Below are 266 nucleotides of genomic sequence, written 5' to 3'. Positions count from 1 at the left end.
GCACGGCGACCGCACCGCTGCACGACGGCCGCGCCTGGCGCGAACCGCTCGAGCAGTCCGTCGCTCTCGTGGACGACCGCGGCCGCGCCTCCCATCGCGCGGGCATGGAGTTCCTCGAAGCGCGACTCGACGGCGACGTCGCGGTCGGCGCCTCCCTCGCCCACGCCCACTGGATCGATCCGGCCGAGTCCCAGATCCGGCACGGATCCGGCATCACCGGCGCCGCAACCTCGGCCGGGCGCATCCTCACGGTCTCGCTGGTCCGC

Annotated in this window: 1 protein-coding gene; it reads left to right on the top strand. The window is 74.8% G+C overall.

Going from position 1 to position 266, the window contains the following annotated elements:
• A partial coding sequence (locus SB717_RS36510; protein WP_410907930.1) for a hypothetical protein occupies positions 1 to 266 on the top strand: 266 nt, incomplete at both ends.

This window comes from Priestia sp. SIMBA_032 (assembly GCF_046535215.1).
GTDB lineage: Bacteria > Bacillota > Bacilli > Bacillales > Bacillaceae_H > Priestia > Priestia aryabhattai.
Note: the sequence above shows the minus strand (reverse complement) of the source record. Positions and strands in the feature narration are given on the sequence as shown.